This is a genomic window from Clostridium sp. JNZ X4-2, assembly GCF_054889485.1.
On sequence record NZ_CM142685.1, the window covers coordinates 1,116,286 to 1,132,546 of the forward strand.

The 16,261-nt window shown below is 35.0% G+C and carries 10 protein-coding genes; all 10 read left to right on the plus strand.

The window, feature by feature from the left end:
- Positions 1-88: 88 nt before the first annotated feature.
- The 10 genes from ACYUJ6_RS05280 to nifJ all read left to right on the plus strand — a co-directional run bounded on the left by ACYUJ6_RS05280 (position 89) and on the right by nifJ (position 16,078).
- A complete protein-coding gene (locus ACYUJ6_RS05280; RefSeq protein WP_461844798.1) occupies positions 89-2,953 on the plus strand; it encodes a DNA topoisomerase IV subunit A in 2,865 nt (954 codons plus the stop codon).
- Positions 2,954-3,581: 628 nt separating this feature from the next.
- Positions 3,582-4,286 carry an MIP/aquaporin family protein gene (locus tag ACYUJ6_RS05285; protein WP_461844799.1) on the plus strand — a complete coding sequence of 235 codons (705 nt, stop codon included), beginning with the start codon at positions 3,582-3,584 and terminating at the stop codon, positions 4,284-4,286.
- A 35-nt stretch (positions 4,287-4,321) separates the two neighbouring features.
- The gene (locus ACYUJ6_RS05290) at positions 4,322-4,885 is read left to right on the plus strand and encodes a glycerol-3-phosphate responsive antiterminator (RefSeq protein ID WP_369702725.1); all 564 of its coding nucleotides are present in this window, start codon (positions 4,322-4,324) and stop codon (positions 4,883-4,885) included.
- Positions 4,886-5,008: 123 nt separating this feature from the next.
- Positions 5,009-6,499: a glycerol kinase GlpK gene (gene glpK, locus ACYUJ6_RS05295; RefSeq protein WP_461844800.1), complete on the plus strand. Its 1,491-nt coding sequence runs from the start codon at positions 5,009-5,011 to the stop codon at positions 6,497-6,499.
- A gap of 221 nt (positions 6,500-6,720) precedes the next feature.
- Complete coding sequence (locus ACYUJ6_RS05300; protein WP_461844801.1) at positions 6,721-7,281, plus strand: DJ-1 family glyoxalase III; 561 nt, start codon at positions 6,721-6,723, stop codon at positions 7,279-7,281.
- A 52-nt stretch (positions 7,282-7,333) separates the two neighbouring features.
- On the plus strand, positions 7,334-8,572 hold the full coding sequence (locus tag ACYUJ6_RS05305) for a M16 family metallopeptidase (RefSeq protein WP_461844802.1): 1,239 nt from the start codon (positions 7,334-7,336) through the stop codon (positions 8,570-8,572).
- A 99-nt stretch (positions 8,573-8,671) separates the two neighbouring features.
- Positions 8,672-10,459 (plus strand): single-stranded-DNA-specific exonuclease RecJ, encoded by a 1,788-nt coding sequence (recJ, locus tag ACYUJ6_RS05310; RefSeq protein ID WP_461844803.1) that lies wholly within the window; start codon positions 8,672-8,674, stop codon positions 10,457-10,459.
- A 49-nt stretch (positions 10,460-10,508) separates the two neighbouring features.
- Positions 10,509-11,573 (plus strand): undecaprenyldiphospho-muramoylpentapeptide beta-N-acetylglucosaminyltransferase, encoded by a 1,065-nt coding sequence (locus tag ACYUJ6_RS05315; protein WP_461844804.1) that lies wholly within the window; start codon positions 10,509-10,511, stop codon positions 11,571-11,573.
- A gap of 174 nt (positions 11,574-11,747) precedes the next feature.
- Complete coding sequence (locus ACYUJ6_RS05320) at positions 11,748-12,173, plus strand: flavodoxin (RefSeq protein WP_461844805.1); 426 nt, start codon at positions 11,748-11,750, stop codon at positions 12,171-12,173.
- Between the two features lie 398 nt (positions 12,174-12,571).
- Positions 12,572-16,078 (plus strand): pyruvate:ferredoxin (flavodoxin) oxidoreductase, encoded by a 3,507-nt coding sequence (gene nifJ, locus ACYUJ6_RS05325; RefSeq protein WP_461844806.1) that lies wholly within the window; start codon positions 12,572-12,574, stop codon positions 16,076-16,078.
- The last annotated feature ends 183 nt before the right edge of the window (positions 16,079-16,261 follow it).

A 16,261-nucleotide genomic window follows, 5' to 3' on the forward strand; every position in this document is an offset into this window, starting at 1 on the left:
GAAAAATCCTCATTAACTGTGAATTGTACACTGTGCATTGTGAATTAGAAAAGGATTGTCAATTGAAAAAGATTAGGAGTGAATTTACTTGGCAACCAAAGTAGTAATTCCAAAAGACAACAACATAATAAAAATTCCAATAGAAGAAGCTATGCCAGATAATTATCTTCCCTATGCAGTGGAAGTGGCAAAAGACAGGGCACTTCCTGATGTGAGAGATGGGTTAAAACCTGTACACAGAAGAATAATATATGGAAGTTACATGTTAAAGGCATTTCCGGATAAACCCTATTATAAATCTGCCAGAATAGTAGGAGACATATTGGGAAAATATCATCCCCATGGTGATACTTCTGTATATGATGCCATGGTAATATTGGCTCAAAATTTTACCACTAGAATGCCTCTTATAGACGGGCATGGCAATTGGGGAAGCCAGGATGGTGATAGTGCTGCAGCCATGCGTTATACAGAAGCACGTCTTACTCCTATTGCCATGGAAATGATGAAGGATATAGAAAAAGATGTGGTGAATATGGTGGATAATTATTCGGGTTCAGAAAAGGAACCTGAAGTTATTCCAGCAAGATATCCCAATCTGCTTGTAAATGGAGCTTTTGGGATAGCTGTAGGGCTTGCAACTAATATTCCGCCGCATAATTTGAAGGAAGTAATTGGAGCTGCAGCAGCATATATTGATAATCCAAATATAACCACTGAGGATCTTATGGGTTATATTAAAGGTCCAGATCTTCCTACAGGAGGAATAATAATAGGAAAGAAATCTCTTATCTCCGCTTATAAAACAGGTGAAGGAAGAGTTACCTTAAGGGCTAAAACTTCTATAGAAAAGCTGGACAGTGGAAAACTGGCCATAGTTATAACAGAATTTCCCTATAGGAGGAGCAAGGCCAAATTACTTCAGATCATTTCTGAAATGACTGCAGATAAAAAACATGCAAAGGTATTTGAACCCATATCTGATATAAGAGATGAGTCGGATAGAAGAGGTATAAGGGCAGTAATAGAATTTAAAAGGTCAGCTGATGTAAATCTGGTGAAGAAAATTCTAAAATATCTGTTTAAAAAAACGGATTTGCAGTGTAACGTATCATTTAATATGGTGGCCTTGGCTAATGGAAAACCTGAAACCATGGGACTTAAAACTATATTGAATTACTATGTGGATTATCAGAAGGAAATTGTAAGAAGAAGAACTAAAAGAGAACTGGATGCAGCAAATTCCAGATTTCATATTGTAGAAGGATTTATAAAGGCCATAGGCATAATGGATGAAATTATAAAAACCATAAGAAGTTCCAAATCTAAAAAAGATGCTGCTTCAAATCTTATGGAAAAATTTCAATTTACAAGTCCACAGGCACAGGCCATATTGGAACTCATGTTATATAGACTTACAGGACTTGAAATAGTATCTTTTGAGAAAGAACATAAAAATCTTTTAAAAATAATAAAAAGGCTTACAAGGATACTGAGCAGTGAAGCGGAAGTTTTGAAAGTTGTAAAAAAGGAATTAATAGAAATTGGCAAAAAATACGGTGATGATAGAAAAACCTCCATTATAGAAGAAGACGAAAAGGCCAGAATAGATGAAGAAGAGCTTATGCTGGAAGAAGACATAATTATTACCATGTCCAATGAAGCTTTTATAAAAAGAGTTTCCACAAAAAGCTATAGTCGGTCTAATGGGCAAATTGAAGATATAAAATATAGAGAAGGAGATTTTAATAAGTACTTAATAAACTCCAATACAAAAGATACAATTATGTTTTTTACGGATAAGGGTAATGTGTATAACATAAAGGGAGGGGATATTCCTGAATTCAAGTGGAAAGAAAAAGGCGAAAAGCTTGATAATTTAATAAGAAGCCTTGATTTGTCCAAAGAAAATATAATTGCGGTATACAGTATAAAAAATCTAAAGTCAAAACAAGATTTTATATTTTTTACAACTACGGGTGGAATAAAGAAAACAAAAATGGAATCCTTTATTACAAATTATACCAAGCTTATGGCATTGAAATTAAAAAAAGGGGAAGAACTTACAGACGTAAAGCTCATGGATAGAAATTCACAAATAGACTTTATAAATGTGACTACAAAGATAGGTCTTAATTTTAAGTTAAAGGTACCAAAAATAACTACAGAAGATAGAAATATAGTCACTAACGGACTTTTTACATTACCAGAGGGAGATAAAATATCAAAGGTTGAATTGGCAGATTCGGATGAATATAAAAATTTTTACATAAATTTGAATAAATCTGGAATAATTAAAGCTTCAAATGCGGGGAGAGCATATAAAAATGTACTCACAAATGCAAAGTGCACTATACTTATATTTACTGCTGACGGAAAGGTCTTTTCCATGCCTGCCTTTATGCTTCAAAATATAGATAAGTGTGGAATAAACATTACAAAACTTATGGGAGACATAGACGTTGACAGTATACTTAAAGTCATTTCCATAGAGGATTTTAATTCCGGATATATGTACTTTTTTTCTAGATATGGCATGGTGAAAAAGACACTTTTAACGGAATTTAAAGATATAAATTTATGGGATACAGCATATAAATTTAAGGATAAGGGAGATTTTTTAATAAATGTAGAGTACAGTGAAATTGAAAAGCTTCAAATACTATTAATAAGCGATGCCGGCATGGCAATAAAATTTAGGGGAAGTGCTGTGAGCACCATGGGAAAATTGGCCTCAGGAGTAATGGGCATGAATTTAAAGGAAGATAATGAGGTAATATACTCTTTGATCATTGACAGTGAGAATAAAATGAATTGTACTTTAAATTTGATTTCATCAAAGGGAAATAAAGTAAAAATAAAGGTAAGGGATATCTCTCTTCAAAATAGGGCCGGCAAGGGTAAAAATGTCATTTTAATGACTTTGGATGATAAGATTATAGAGGTATGTTAAAAATATTCATTATCAAAAATGACGATAATTTAGAAGCATATTGTAATATTGTTGTTAGTGTATTATAATATATGTATATTAATAAAAGGCAGAGAAAAGAGAGCCGCTTTTAAAGAGTCAATGTATTTGGCTTCTTTTGAGTAGACTCTTTTTCTATACTATAACAGTAATTTTAGGATTAAAATTATCCTCCCCTGGAGTTCAGGCTTAAATTTAGATGTAAAAAAAGTACATAAATAGATATAAAAAATACAAATTTGAATAGTTAATATAGGTATTAAATTAAGCAATAATTTGCAAAATAATAGATAAAAGTAATGTATAATTAAATATATGGTATAAAGGGAAATTGGTTAAAATCCTGTAACCGTTATTGTAAGAGAAAATCAGGAAAAAAGAGGTAGATATAATGAGGGCACTATCACAGAATATATTAATAAAAGGCAGAGAGAGGAGAGCCGCTTTTAAAAAGTCAAAATATTTGGCTTATTTTGAGTAGGCCCTTTTGTGAGTGGGTTTAGGATTTTACACTGTAATCGATTCACTATGCCTTTAGAATTATTAATTTATATTTATATTGATTGTTAATTTAAATTAACATAATTATGAAGTTAGGGGGAATAATATCATGTCACATTTATTAGCAGAATTTGTTGGAACCGCTTTACTGGTTTATCTAGGAGATGCTACTGTTGCTAACTGCACTCTTGGTAAGAGCAAAGCCCAAAACGGTGGTTGGATAGTTATAGCTATTGGTTGGGGTCTCGCAGTTGCGCTTCCAGCATTTGCATTTCAAAATTTCAGCAACCAGTTTAATCCAGCACTTACTATAGCGTTAGCAGCCATTGGTAAGTTTCCGGTAGCACAGGTTCCCGGGTATATTATAGCTCAAATCTTAGGAGGTATAGTAGGCGGTATACTTGTCTGGCTTACTTTCTTGGATCATTGGAAAGAAACGGAGGATAAAGGTGCAAAACTTGGTATATTCTGTACAGCACCAGCTATAAGAAATTATCCTGCAAACTTTTTAACAGAGTTTTTGGCTACAGCTACTTTAGTATTCTTTATAGCTGCAATTGGTACGGTTAAAACTGCAGATGGATTGGGAGCTATTATTGTAGGAGCTCTTATCGTTAGTACAGGTTGCTCACTGGGTGGACCCACCGGATATGCAATGAACCCAGCCAGAGACTTAGGACCTAGAATTGCACATGCCATACTTCCTATAGCAGGAAAAGGTGATTCCGATTGGACTTATGCGTGGATACCAGTATTTGCAACAATAGCAGGGGGAATAGCTGGAGCACTACTATTTGCAGCGTTATTCTTATAGTAACTGTTTAAATTGATTAAAAGGAAGTTTTTTTAATGCTTAGACTCAAAGAAGAATTGATAGAGAATCCAATTGTGGCAGCTATAAGAAATAATGAAGATTTGGAAAAAGCTGTTTTAAGCAGGGCTGCCATAGTGTTTGTACTTTATGGCGATATACTCAATATATCACATATATGTGATATATTGAGAAAAAACAGTAAATTTATATTTATACATGTTGATTTGATAGAAGGATTAAGAGGAGATGCTGCCGGAATAAAGTATATAAAAGAATATGCCAGGCCAGATGGAATAATAAGTACTAAATCCTCTAATATCAAATATGCAAATCAATTGGACTTATATACAATACAGAGGGTGTTTATATTGGATTCACTTTCTCTTAAAACAGGAATAAAAAATATACATGAAACTAATCCTGATGCAGTGGAAGTGCTGCCGGGAATAGCAAGCAAAATAATAAGCGTTTTTGAAAAGGCAATTAAGGTGCCCATAATAGCAGGCGGACTTATAAAAGAAAAGAAAGATGTCATGGATTCTCTATCTACAGGAGCTATAGCTATATCCACAACTACACATAAATTGTGGGATTTATAAATTAAGTAATATAACTATGGAATTTCAAGTTGTGCAAAAACTGCAGGCAATAAGAGTCTTGAAATTCCATGGTTTGTATTGTATAAGATTTTGATTCACCTAAATTATAAAGGAGGATGTAAAATGGCAAAATATATTATGGCATTGGATCAGGGGACAACTAGTTCCAGGTGTATATTATTTAATAAACAGGGACTGCCAGTAAGTGTAGCTCAAAAAGAGTTTAAGCAGATTTATCCGGAAAACGGGTGGGTAGAACATGATCCAACAGAGATATGGGCAACTCAATTTGGAGTGGCAACAGAGGCACTTCTGAGGGAAAATATAAAAGCTGAAGATATTGAAGCTATAGGAATAACTAATCAAAGGGAAACCACTGTAGTATGGGACAAAAGAACAGGACTTCCAATTTATAATGCCATAGTATGGCAGTGCAGGAGAACTGCTGGTATGTGTGATGAAATAAGAGCTAAGGGTCTAGATAAAATGATAAAAGAAAAGACCGGATTGATTTTAGATGCATATTTCTCAGCTACAAAAATAAAATGGATTTTAGATAATGTGCCTGGTGCCAGAAAAGAGGCAGATAAAGGAAATCTCGCTTTTGGAAATGTGGATACCTGGCTTATTTGGAATTTAACTAAAGGCAAGGTTCATGTAACTGATTACACCAATGCATCCAGAACTATGCTTTTTAATATTCATGAGTTAAAGTGGGATAAAGATCTTTTAGATATGCTTAATATACCTGAATCAATGCTGCCGGAAGTAAAACCATCCAGCTGCGTTTACGGTGAGACTGACAAGAGTTTGTTCGGAGTAAATATTCCAATAGCAGGAGATGCAGGAGATCAGCAGGCAGCTCTATTCGGCCAGACTTGTTTTCAACCCGGAACTGCGAAAAATACTTATGGTACAGGATGCTTCCTGCTTATGAATACTGGAGAAAAAGCAGTAGAATCCAAAAATGGACTTTTAACAACTATAGCAGTTGGAATAGATGGCAAGGTTGAATATGCACTTGAAGGAAGTATATTTGTAGGTGGAGCAGCAATACAGTGGATTAGGGATGAGCTTAGAATGATAAAAACAGCCCCGGAATCTGAAAGATACTGCCTGGATGTAGATGATACTGGTGGAGTATATCTGGTTCCAGCATTTGTAGGATTGGGAGCGCCTTACTGGGATGCTTATGCAAGAGGTACTATGGTTGGAATCACCAGGGGAACTAAAAAGGAACATTTCATAAGGGCCACAGTTGAATCCCTTGCATATCAGACTTATGATGTACTAAAGGCTATGGAAGAAGATTCAGGAATTGCTCTTAAAGCTTTAAAAGTAGATGGTGGAGCTTGTGCTAATAATTTCTTGATGAAATTTCAGTCAGACATTTTAAATGTTCAAGTTGACAGACCGGAAGTTATAGAGACAACCGCATTAGGCGCAGCTTATCTGGCCGGTATTGCAGTTGGATATTGGAGTGACAGACAAGAAGTAGCTAAAAATTGGGCTATATCCAGAACATTTCAACCAGATATGCCTGAAGAAAAAAGGACTGAACTTTTAGATGGATGGCATGAAGCTGTAAATAGATCCATGGGATGGGCAAAATAATTACAGAGTCCCAATGTTGAGTTTGTGGAAAATTTGTCTAGGATTACAGAATAGTGACTTAGATATAATATATTTGATTTCAAGATCCTAGGGTGATATTCCTGTTCACTTTAGGATTTTTTTATCAGTATATTTAAAAATTTACAAATTTGCTGTGAGAAGTATTAAGATAAGTGGGCATGGAAAAAATTTATGGTATAATCTATTAGAGGTGGTATATTATGAAAAAGGCAATAGTTTTACTTGCCAGGGGCTTTGAAGAAGTTGAAGCACTTACTTGCGTAGATGTTTTGAGAAGAGGGGGAATACACTGTATAACCTGTTCTATAAATTCCGATAAAGATGTAGCTGGATGCCATGAAATACACATAAAAGCCAATAGTCTGCTTGAAGACACAGATGTAGATAAATATGATGTACTTATAATACCAGGAGGTATGCCCGGTGCGGCAAATCTCAGGGATGATGGTAAAGTCATAAGTCTGGTAAAGAAATTCAATGATGAAAATAAAATAGTGGCAGCCATATGTGCCGGTCCCATAGTATTAAAAAAAGCAGGAATAATTGAAGGCAAAAAGGTAACCTGCTATCCTGGATTTGAATCGGATCTCCAGCCGGTTGATTACAGCAGGGAAATTGTAGTTCAGGATGGAAATATAATAACCAGCAGGGGTCCGGCTACGGCTATATATTTTGCCTTTAAAATTCTGGAAAACCTTACAGATGAAAATACTGTAGAAAATCTAAAAAAAGATATGCTTTTAAATTTGGTAATGTCTTAAAATGTGAACCCGGATGATTCCGGGATCACTTGATGGAAAGAGAGGATAAGACGTGAAAGAATGCATGCTGGATAATGGAATAAAGTTGTTATATCAGTATAGACCGGGGAAAATCACTTCCCTGTGCATTGGATTTAATGCGGGAGCTCTAGAAGAAGGTACACAATTTAATATGGGTACGGCTCATGCTCTGGAGCATGTTATATCTAAAGGAACCAAGATTAGAAATGAAAAGCAGATAAATGATGAATTTGACAGTATATTTGGTTTTGAAAATGCCATGACAAATTATCCTTATACCATATATTATGGAACCTGTTTTTCTGCAGATTGTAAAAGGGCAGTTGAACTCTACAGTGATGTGCTTTTAAATCCAGTGTTCCCGAAGATGGGTTTTAAAGAGGAAATGGATATAATACTTCAAGAGCTCAGGGATTGGGAAGATGATATATATCAGCATTGTGAGGACACACTTTTTAAAAATTCCTTTAATGGAAGAAGGATAAGGGAACTTATAATAGGAAATAAAAGCAGCATAGGGGCAATTACATTAGAGGAAATAAAAAGATTTTATAACACCTTCTATTTTCCCGAAAACTGTACTGTGTGTTTTTGCTCCTCTCTGGATTTTGATAGTATAGCTGCTTTGGTAAAAAAATATTTTGGAAAGTGGGAAAAAAACTCTATAAAAGGTGTTGAAGATAAAACACCATTATATGAAGAAAATAATGCAGCTGTATTTGTAGAAGAAATGACGGGTATAATCGGTGCAAAAATTCAGTACATATTTGATATTCATAATTTGAATTATAGGGAATTTAAAGCGCTTAGCCTGTTTAATACTGCTTTTGGACAGGGAACCGGCAGTATGCTGTTCAGTAAAATAAGAACTGAAGAAGGCATTGCCTATGACGTGGGGAGCAGTATCAGGGATGAAAGGGGTATAAAACTTTTTTCAATAAAGATGAGCACTCTGCCTGAAAATGTAGACAGGGCACTTTATATAATAGATGACATGATAAATAAACTAAAAAATTCAACAGGGTATTTCAGCAGTGACAAAATAAAAAAGCTCAGTTCAAGCCTGAAACTGAAAAAAGAAATTAAAAGGGAAAAATCCATTGAGTTCTGCAAAGAGGTTGTGGAGTGGGAACTTATGTATAATAGATTTAATGATCACTGCAATTCGTATGAAACGGAACAGCTGGATGAAATTCAGGAAGATGATATAATTGAAACCATAAAAAAGGTCATAAAAGATCCTTCTGTACAGATCCTGAAATCATCATAAACTTAAGCTGCAAACTGAAAAATTGTGAACTGTGAACTGAAAAAAGTGAACTGTCAATTATGAATTGTCAATTGTGCATTGAAAAAGGGTGGTGGTTTATTGAGTGCAAAATGGATGCTGAGAAGATGCAGAAAAGATATAAAGGCTATTTCTAAAAAATCAGGAATAAGTGAAATTACAGCACAGATTCTTGCCAACAGAGGAATAACTAATGAGAGGGAAATAGAAAATTTTATAAATCCGTCAATACATAAGCTTTTGAATCCAATGCTTATGAAGGACATGGAAAAGGGCACCGATATAATATGCAGAGCTATAAAGAAAAATAAAAATATAGCGGTATATGGTGATTATGACGTGGATGGAGTAATAAGCACTTATATATTATACTGCGGACTTTTAAGATGCGGTGCAAAAGTAAGGTATCATATCCCCAACAGGATTACCGAAGGATATGGTATAAATATCAGCAGTGTGGAACAATTAAAAGATGAAGGAGTTGAAGTTATAATAACTTGTGATAATGGCATTTCAGCCATAGATCAGGTTAAAAGGGCAAAAGAACTTGAGATGACTGTGGTAGTTACGGATCATCACGATATACCTTTTAGTGATTTGGGAAAAGGTGAGAAAAATTTCTTAATACCCGAAGCAGATGCTGTTATAGATCCAAAACAAAAGGGATGTGCATACGGATTTAAACAGCTCTGTGGTGCAGGAGTAGCTTTTAAATTTATTCAGGTACTTTATAAAAAGTTTGGTATAAGGGAAGAAGAAGCCTGTAGATTTATAGAATTTGCAGCTATAGGAACTATATGTGATGTGGTAGACTTAATAGGAGAAAATAGAATAATAGCCAAAAATGGGCTTGAAATGATCAACAGTACTGAAAATCCCGGTATAAAAGCACTTATAAAGGAGACCCAGCTGGAAGGAAAAATTATAAATTCTTATCATGTAGGTTTTATTATAGGGCCCTGCATAAACGCCACAGGACGATTGGACAGTGCATCTGTTGCATTGGAACTTTTATTGTGCAGGGATTCTGCAAAGGTGGAGAAACTTGCTGAAAAACTTCATGAACTGAACATACAAAGACAGCATATGACCAGTGACAGTTTGAATGCAGTGGTGGATGAAGTGGAAAATTCTGATTTAAAGAAGGATAAAGTACTTGTGGTATATAAAGATAATATACATGAAAGCATAGCAGGCATAGTTGCAGGGAGGCTTAAAGAAAAATACAACGTGCCGTCCATAGTAATAACAAAAAGTGAGAAACAGTCCAAGGGGTCAGGGAGATCTATCCAGGGTTATAATATGTTTGAGGAGCTTTTAAAATGCAAGGAATTAATGAACAATTTTGGAGGACATCCTCTGGCAGCAGGATTGTCCATAGACACTGAAAATATAGACAGACTCAGAAAAAAACTAAATGAAAACTGCAGGCTTACAGATGAAGACATAATACCTAAGATAAGAATAGATAAAAGGCTTCCACTGGAGCATATATCATTTAATATACTAGAGGATATAGAAAAATTACAGCCCTTTGGAAAGGGAAATCCTGCACCTGTTTTTGGTGAAAAGAATATAGATGTATTTAAGGTATATTTTCTAGGGAAGGATAAAAATGTACTAAAATTATTTTGCCGGTTAAAAAATAGTCTGAAAAAAGTTGATGCTGTGGATTTCAACGGAGGTGAAAAATTTAAGAAATTAATATTGGAGACTTATGGGAACAAAGATGGAAATAAAATTTTAAACAATGATTTTCACAACATAAAAATGGACTTTGTATTTTCACCATCCATTAATGAATTCAATGGAAATAAAAATATTCAGATTATAATAAAAGATTTTAGATTGACTTCTATTTTATGTTAAGATGTTGAATTAAAGGTATGAACATAAATTTACAGGGAGGAAATATATTTTGAAGAAAATAATACTGACGGGTGGAGGCTCTGCCGGGCATGTTACACCTAACCTTGCTTTGGTACCTAAACTAAAGGATCTGGGATATGAAATACAATATATAGGAACTAAAAATGGAATTGAGAGAAAAATAATAGAAGATGAAAAAATAAAATATCATGTCATTTCAAGTGGAAAATTGAGAAGGTATTTTGATGTAAAAAACTTCACGGATCCCTTCAGAGTATTGAGGGGAATATTCCAGGCTGTACTCATAATGAAAAAAGAAAGACCGAACATAGTGTTTTCAAAAGGAGGATTTGTGTCAGTACCAGTGGTTATTGCCGCATATTTAAATAAAATACCTGTTATCATCCATGAATCGGATATTACCCCTGGGCTTGCAAACAAATTATCTGCACCTTATTGTACAAAGATTTGTGTTACATTTCCCGAATCCTTGAAAAGCATAAAAGGACATGATGCCGTCCTTACTGGAACTCCCATAAGACAGGAACTTTTGGATGGAAGCAGGATAATGGGAAGAAGATTATGCGGGTTTGAAAATGAAAAGCCAATTCTTCTTATAATAGGTGGAAGCCTTGGTTCTGTATTTATAAACAACACAGTGAGAAATTCTTTAAATGAGCTTTTGAGAGTATTTAATATAGTGCACATATGCGGAAGAGGAAATGTAGATAAAGCTCTGAACATGCGAAAGGGATATATCCAATTTGAATATCTGAACAGGGAGCTTCCCCATATAATGAATGCAGCAGATATAGTTGTGTCCAGGGCAGGTGCAAATGTCATATTTGAATTACTTGCACTTAAAAAGCCAAATTTGCTTATACCGCTTTCCAAAACCTCAAGCAGAGGCGATCAGATTTTAAATGCAGCTTCTTTTGAAAAAAGCGGATACAGTATGGTACTGCAGGAGGAGAAAATGACACAAAAGGTATTTTTAAATAAAATTGAAGAGCTCTACGCATCAAGGAATAAATACATAAACAACATGAAGACAAGTCCCGCCCGTCACGGGGTGAGCAAAATTATAAACCTGATTGAAAAATACGGTAATTAATCAGGCAGTCTTTAGGTTTGAACGAGAGTTTTACACTTTAAATTAATAAAGCACTTTGTGAAAAAAATATTTTTATTTCTATTTTTTAAAAGGAAAAGTGGGGAACATGTAGAAATATACATATATACTGGCACAATACACTGCTGAATAATAATTGAAAGGTGGAGATATTATATGAAAAATGTAGCCGTAATATATTGGAGCAATGGTGGGAATGTAGAAGTTCTGGCAGATAAAATTGCCAAGGGAGCAGAAAGCGAAGGAGCAAAGGTAACAATAAAACATGTACAGGATGCCAGGGTGGAAGATGTAACTTCTGCAGATGCTGTGGCCTTTGGAAGTCCGTCTCTTGACAACAGCAAAATAGAGCAGGATTATATGGCTCCATTTATTAAAGAATTTAAACTTCTTCCTATACAGGGAAAAAAAGCTGTATTATTTGGATCCTATGGCTGGGATGAGGGAGCTTTTTTAAAGGAATGGAAAAAGATTGTAGAAGATTATGGATTCAAGGTGGTAGGAGAACTGGCAGTTAAAGAGGCACCTGGCAATGAACAATTGCAAAAAGCCGGGGAATTAGGTAAATTGCTTGTGAAATAAAAACATATAAAAATGTGATAAGTAAAGGGATCGTCTATTGTTAATAGTAGATGCTCTCTTTTGCTTTATAGGTTCAAAATGCAGCTGTATTTTGAAAAAATTGCATCTGTAGTATAGTTTTTATCACCCCAATTATATGGATCTGAAATAATTATTAGCTTTAAAATTTTTAAAAAATCACTTTATGTATTTAAAATTTTTGTATTTTGAGGTATAGTAAAATTGTAAAACATAATAAATTACAACTAAATATTTTTTGTACTTTTTAATTAAAATTTTTGCCTGCAGTATAATTGCTGTACTAATTGTGATATAATTACTGTATCAATATTAAAAACTAAAAAAAGTACAATCATTTATACTTAAAATTTACAATACTAAAAAGGAGAGGAATTTTTATGAGTAAAAAGAAAACTATGGATGGAAATACAGCAGCAGCTTATATTTCCTACGCATTTACTGATGTGGCAGCTATTTATCCAATAACTCCATCATCTCCAATGGCAGAACATGTAGATGAATGGGTGGCTCAAGGTAAAAAAAATATTTTTGGACAGCAAGTTAAGGTTATGGAAATGCAATCAGAGGCAGGGGCAGCTGGAGCCGTACATGGTTCACTTCAGGCAGGAGCACTTACAACTACTTATACTGCATCTCAGGGACTATTGCTTATGATACCTAATATGTATAAGATTGCAGGTGAATTATTGCCGGGAGTATTCCAGGTAACAGCCAGGGCAGTTGCAGCTAACTCACTTAATATATTTGGTGATCACCAGGATGTCATGGCCGCAAGGCAGACAGGCTTTGCCATGCTTGCAGAGAGTTCAGTACAGCAGGTTATGGATCTTGCTGCAGTAGCACATCTGTCAGCAATAAAGGGAAGAGTTCCATTTGTAAACTTTTTTGATGGATTCAGAACTTCTCATGAAATCCAAAAAATTGAATTGTTGGAATATGACGATTTGGCAAAATTAGTGGATATGGATGCTGTAAATGCTTTTAGAAGAAGAGCTTTAAATCCGGATCATCCAGTAACTCGTGGTACAGCTCAAAATCCAGATATATATTTCCAGGAAAGAGAGGCACCTAATAAATATTATGATGCACTTCCTGAAATAGTTGAAAATTACATGAAGGAAATAAATAAACTTACAGGAAGAGAATATCATCTGTTTAATTATTATGGTGCAAAAGATGCAGATAGAATTATAATAGCTATGGGTTCTGTTTGTGAAACTATAGAAGAAGTAATCGATTATTTAACCGACAAGGGCGAAAAAGTTGGATTGCTTACAGTTCATTTGTACAGACCATTTTCAATAGAGTATTTCTTTAAATATATACCAAAGACTGTTAAGAAGATTGCAGTTTTGGATAGAACAAAAGAACCTGGATCAATTGGAGAACCTCTTTATCTGGATGTTAAAAATGCATTCTACGGCAAAGATGGACAACCAGTTATAGTTGGAGGAAGATATGGATTAGGTTCCAAGGATACGTTACCATCACACATTCTTCCAGTGTTTGAAAACTTAAAGGCAGATGCTCCAAAGAATGGATTTACAATAAGCATAGTTGATGATGTTACAAACACATCTTTAAAAGTAGGAGAAGATATAAATACAACTCCAGCAGGAACTACAGCTTGTAAGTTCTGGGGACTTGGATCCGATGGTACCGTAGGAGCAAACAAGAGTGCTATAAAGATCATAGGAGATCATACGGATATGTATGCCCAGGGATATTTTGCATATGACTCCAAAAAATCCGGAGGTATAACAGTTTCTCATTTAAGATTTGGTAAATCAGCAATAAAATCACCATATCTTATAGACAAAGCTGATTTCATTGCTGTACACAACCAGTCCTATGTTCATAAATACAATGTACTTGAAGGACTTAAAAAAGGTGGTAAATTCTTATTAAATACAATCTGGACTCCAGAAGAACTGGAAAAAGAATTACCAGCATCAATGAAAAAGTATATGGCAAATAATGAAATTGAATTCTATACATTAAATGCTGTTAAAATAGCTCAGGAAATTGGACTTGGCGGAAGAATAAATATGATATGCCAGGCTGCTTTCTTCAAAATTGCAGACATCATACCAGTAGAAGATGCTGTTAAGTATTTAAAAGAAGCAGTTGTAACATCTTATGGCAAAAAAGGACAAAAAGTTGTTGACATGAACAATGCAGCTATAGATAAGGGTGTTCAATCTGTAGTGAAGATAGATATACCAGCTTCATGGAAAAATGCAGAAGAGGAAGCGGCAGCAGTAAAAGATGTTCCTGAATTTATTTCAAAAATAGCCGATCCTATGAACAGACAAGATGGAGACAAACTTCCGGTAAGCACTTTTGCTGGAATGGAAGATGGTACATTCCCGGCAGGAACTGCAGCTTATGAGAAGAGAGGAATAGCTATATCTGTTCCAGAATGGCAAGTGGACAAATGTATACAATGTAATCAGTGTTCCTTTGTATGCCCTCATGCAGCTATAAGACCTGTTCTTACAACTGAAGAAGAACTGGCCAAAGCTCCTGCGGGATTTGAAGCCAAAGATGCAAGCGGAGCAAAGGGACTTAAATTTACAATGGCTGTTTCACCATATGACTGCCAGGGCTGTGGAAATTGTGCCGATGTATGTCCGGCAAAAGAAAAAGCTCTTATCATGAAGCCGCTGGATACTCAATTATATAAATCGGATGCATGGGATTATGCTATGTCAGTATCTCATAAAGATAATCCAATGAATAAATTTAATGTAAAGGGAAGCCAATTCGAGCAGCCGCTGCTTGAGTTCTCAGGAGCCTGTGCAGGATGCGGGGAAACTCCTTATGTTAAACTTGTAACCCAGTTATTTGGTGACAGAATGATGATAGCAAATGCTACAGGATGTTCATCAATTTGGGGAGCTTCAGCACCTACAACTCCATACACAACTAATTACAGAGGACATGGTCCATCCTGGGCTAACTCATTGTTTGAGGATAATGCGGAATATGGACTGGGTATGTTCCTTGGAGTAAAACAGACCAGAGAAAGACTTGAGTTAAGTGTAAAGGAAGCTTTAAAAGGAAAATTAAGCACAGAATTAAAAGCTGCTTTTGAAGATTGGATTGAAAATATAGACAACGGTGAAGGTACAAGAGAAAAAGCTGATAAAATAATAGCTTTACTGGAAAAAGAAAAGGGAAATGACCCTGTATTAAATGAAATTTATGAAAACAAGGATTTCTTAATCAAGAGATCTCATTGGATAGTTGGCGGAGACGGATGGGCTTACGATATAGGATATGGCGGATTAGACCATGTACTGGCATCAGGCGAAGATGTAAATATACTTGTACTTGATACAGAAGTTTATTCAAATACAGGCGGACAGTCTTCAAAATCCACTCCTACAGCAGCTGTGGCTAAGTTTGCAGCAAGTGGTAAAAAGACAAAGAAGAAAGATCTTGGAATGATGGCTATGACTTACGGATATGTATATGTATCCCAGATTTCTATGGGAGCAGATAAGGCTCAGGCTCTTAAGGCAATCAAAGAAGCAGAGGCTTATAAAGGACCATCACTTGTAATAGCTTATGCTCCATGTATAAATCATGGATTAAAAGCTGGAATGGGCAAGAGCCAGAGAGAAGCTAAAAAAGCTGTTGATTGTGGATACTGGGCACTTTACAGATATAATCCGGAATTAAAGGCAGAGGGTAAGAAATCATTTAGCCTGGATTCAAAGGAACCAACTGCAGACTTTAAGGAATTCTTAATGGGTGAGGTTAGATACTCTTCACTTGCTAAACAATTCCCAGAGCAGGCAGATGCTTTATTTGCAAAGACTAAGAGTGATGCATTTACAAGAATTGAAGGATATAAAAAGCTAGCAAATGAACAATAATTGAAATAAAAGTGCCAGGCAGCTCAGCTGCCCGGCATTTTTATTAAGCATTAAAATAAAATTATTTTCAAAAAAGCTTTTATTATATTGGAATTAAGGTTAAAATTAGAACATAACAATAAAAAAAGGAGGTGAATATCCCGGTAGTAGTATGACTAAAAATTATAACCGGATAGATGAAAG

What these genes read in the sequence shown, in the direction of transcription:
- glpK (WP_461844800.1), top strand. Translation starts at nt 5,009, where the DNA reads ATGGCAAAATATATTATGGCATTGGATCAGGGGACAACTAGTTCCAGG.
- ACYUJ6_RS05320 (WP_461844805.1), top strand. Translation starts at nt 11,748, where the DNA reads ATGAAAAATGTAGCCGTAATATATTGGAGCAATGGTGGGAATGTAGAA.
- ACYUJ6_RS05285 (WP_461844799.1), top strand. Translation starts at nt 3,582, where the DNA reads ATGTCACATTTATTAGCAGAATTTGTTGGAACCGCTTTACTGGTTTAT.
- nifJ (WP_461844806.1), top strand. Translation starts at nt 12,572, where the DNA reads ATGAGTAAAAAGAAAACTATGGATGGAAATACAGCAGCAGCTTATATT.
- ACYUJ6_RS05300 (WP_461844801.1), top strand. Translation starts at nt 6,721, where the DNA reads ATGAAAAAGGCAATAGTTTTACTTGCCAGGGGCTTTGAAGAAGTTGAA.
- ACYUJ6_RS05290 (WP_369702725.1), top strand. Translation starts at nt 4,322, where the DNA reads ATGCTTAGACTCAAAGAAGAATTGATAGAGAATCCAATTGTGGCAGCT.